Annotated in this window: 1 protein-coding gene and 2 pseudogenes; 2 read left to right on the top strand and 1 reads right to left on the bottom strand. The window is 67.0% G+C overall.

Translation table 11 applies throughout. The features are described from left to right. Positions 1–584, top strand: a pseudogene (locus AB0D27_RS45295) (transposase); the annotation flags it as partial. Between the two features lie 214 nt (positions 585–798). Here the strand turns inward: AB0D27_RS45295 and AB0D27_RS45290 are convergent. After that, the gene (locus AB0D27_RS45290) at positions 799–1,863 is read right to left on the bottom strand and encodes a cobalamin-independent methionine synthase II family protein (RefSeq protein ID WP_362521469.1); all 1,065 of its coding nucleotides are present in this window, start codon (positions 1,861–1,863) and stop codon (positions 799–801) included. Positions 1,864–2,125: 262 nt separating this feature from the next. Here AB0D27_RS45290 and AB0D27_RS45285 point away from each other — a divergent pair. Then, positions 2,126–2,371 (top strand): annotated as a pseudogene (locus tag AB0D27_RS45285) (ABC transporter ATP-binding protein); the annotation flags it as partial. Between the last annotated feature and the right edge of the window lie 545 nt (positions 2,372–2,916).

Below are 2,916 nucleotides of genomic sequence, written 5' to 3'. Positions count from 1 at the left end.
CGCCAGTATCAGGCCCGCCTGAGTCACTACAAACGACGCGGACACAGCCCCTGAAAACTGCCCAGCACTCAGAGCAAGCACCGTTGCAGTACTAGTGCGCGTCCCACTCACGGTACTTCTGGGGGCTGCGGCTGCACCTGGTGTGCACGCCCGGCGGCCTGCCGGTCCTGTTCACCCTCACCGGCGCGAAGGCCGACGAACGCGAAACACTGCGCGACATGCTCGACACCGCGCCCGATGCCGAAGCAGCCCGCCCCGGGCAGACGATCATCGGCGACAAGAACTACTGCGGCCGCGAGTTCGAGCACGACCTCGCCGAGCGTCACCTGGTGCTGCTGCGGCCGGCCCGCAAAGGAGAGGCCGAACGAGCCGGGGCACACCTGTTCAAACCGCTGAGGCAGGTCATCGAGTCGATCAACCAGACCTTCAAGGGACAGCTCGACCTGGAACGTCGCGGTGGCAAGAGCCCGGCAGGGGTCGTGGCCCGCGTCCTGTGCCGGATCCTCGCGCTCACAGCGGCGATCTGGCACAACGACAAGACCGGCCAGCCGGTCAAGCGGTCACTGACCGCCTACGATCACTGACCGAAATGTCCTGCGTCACTGAAGTTTGATCGTGTGCCATCGAACCTTGATCACCGCACTGCGGGCCACCCAGGGGAGAGCTCCACTCGGGTGATGGACGAGATCGGACACCGGGTGAGACCAAAGGCTCAGAGCCGGTGCCCGGCTCACGTCCTGCACCGTCACTGGACCGGCGTCCTCTGCGCCCGGTGCTCGCGAGCAGTTCTGATCTTGATTACAGGCCAAGAGCCTCGGCGGCGAGTGCAGTGCCCCGTACGCGGGCCTCGATCTTGGCGAAGGCGAGGTCGCGTGAGGTGGAGGTGTCGTCGGCGTACGGGGAGAAGCCGGCGTCGTCGCAGGTGCCGAGCTGGTCGACGGGGATGTAATGGGCGGCGAGCAGGACCCGGTCCCGCACCTCTTCGGGAGTCTCCACGGTCGTGCTGATCGGATCGGTCACCCCGACGAACACCCGCACCCCGGGGCGCAGCTGATCGGCGATAATCTTAAGCACTCGCTCGGGATCGGGCTCGCTGGCCAGCTGGAGGTAGAAGTTGCCTGCCTTGAGCTGGAACAGCTTGGGCAGAAGGCTCGCGTAGTCGACGTCCAGACTGTGCGTGGAGTCGTGGTCCGCTCCCGGGCAGGTGTGCACTCCGAGACGGGTTTGCTCAGCCTCGTCGAAGCGGCCGAGTACATCGTTGTTGAGGGCGATGAAGCTGTCGAGTACGCCCCCGGACGGGTCCAGCTTGAGCGACAGGCGCCCTTCTGTGAAGTCCAACTGCACGCAGTGCGCTCCGGCCTCCAGGCAACCCCGGATGTCGGCCTCGGCCTCGTCAGCGAGATCGCTCAGGAACGCCTCGCGAGAGTAGCCGCCGATGGGGTCGCTCGGGTAGAGCAGGCTGAGAGCGGAGGGGGCGACGACGGCCTGCTTGACCGGGCGGTCGGTGTGCCTCAGGGCGTCGCGCAGGTAGGTCTCGGCCCGGACCTGGTAGCGGAACGGTCCTGCCGTCAGGCGGGGCAGCTGCCGTGTGTGGCCGTCGGCGTAGGGGATGATCACGCCGTCCGGAGCAAGGTCGGTCATCCCGGCGAGGGGGTAGGTGATGGAGGAGGGCTTGGCCTGGTCTCCATCGACGAGGACATCACAGCCCAGCTGTTCCAGCCTCGCCAGTGTGTCGGCGGTGGCCTGTTCCTGAATGGACGTCAGTTCCGCCTGGGGCAGTCGTCCTTCGGCGTGCTCGGTGAGGGCCGTCTGCAGGGCGCGCGGCCGGGGGATGCTGCCGATCGACTCAGTGGGGATGCTCATGATCCGCACCGTAGAGGTCCCAGCAAGCGCCCCGGCCAGGCAAGGCACCCGCCGGAGTGCCACTCCCGCTGACTGCGTCGGCAGGATGGAGGGAATCATTGCAGGCAGTCCGCCTGTGAGCCGAGGCGGGAAGGCTCTTATCCGGCCCACACTGGTCCGTGCGGCTTGGCGGAAGTTCACCGGATCGGGTACGCAAGCGCAGGGCGCTAAGCGACAGGTCGCTCAAGCTCCGATGACACAGACCTACTGATCGCCCATCTAGGTACTCCTGGCGGTCGAGCCCACCTCAGCGGTCGATGCACACACCCAGGCGGCCATCTCGACCCGGCTGCGCGCCGCACGGTCCGGCCGCACCTCGCTCGTCACCAGCACGTCACCGCTCCTGCTGGACCAGGCGGACACCGTGTACTACCTGGTCGACGGCTCCGTCGTGGCCGTCGGCAGCCATCGTGAACTCCTGGACCGGCAGCTCGGCTACCGCCTCCTGGTGTCCCGCAGCGTGGACGACGACGTCCACGACCGCGCGGACGAAGGAACCGAAATCGGCACCCACAACGATCTCGTAGCAGCCGACGGCGCCTACGCCGCGCTCTGGCGCTCATGGCACGGCGAGCAGCCGCGCCCGAGCCTGCACCCTCGCTGCCCCGGCCAGAACTCGCGGGTTCTCGGCTGCCCCACCGACGGTGACCGACCGTGGATCGCCAACGGCGCCGATTGCTCATGCTCGCTCGACACGACGAGTGCGCACCGAGCGCGGATTCCAGTGTTTCTGCAGGAACCAGTGCTCATCAAGTCGTGGACCCTGCAGCGCAAGGCCCTCTAGTGCTGTGACCGGATGGGTTCGCCGGGTTGGGCCGCGCTGATGACTCCCTCCAGCTCAGATGGGATCCGGGGGCGCAGCCCATGATGGCGAATCTTGGAAAAACGACCGGCGTTGCCCCTCGCCTCACTTGATCTAGTGCCGCATCAGGCAACGTTTGCCCTGTTGTGATGTGACGCGCCGCCTCGGTACTGTGCCGGGCGGCGCGTGTCCGTCACGCTGTCCCGGTGGCG

The organism is Streptomyces sp. NPDC048415 (assembly GCF_040651675.1).
GTDB lineage: Bacteria > Actinomycetota > Actinomycetes > Streptomycetales > Streptomycetaceae > Streptomyces.
This window is presented reverse-complemented; position numbering and strand designations above follow the sequence as displayed.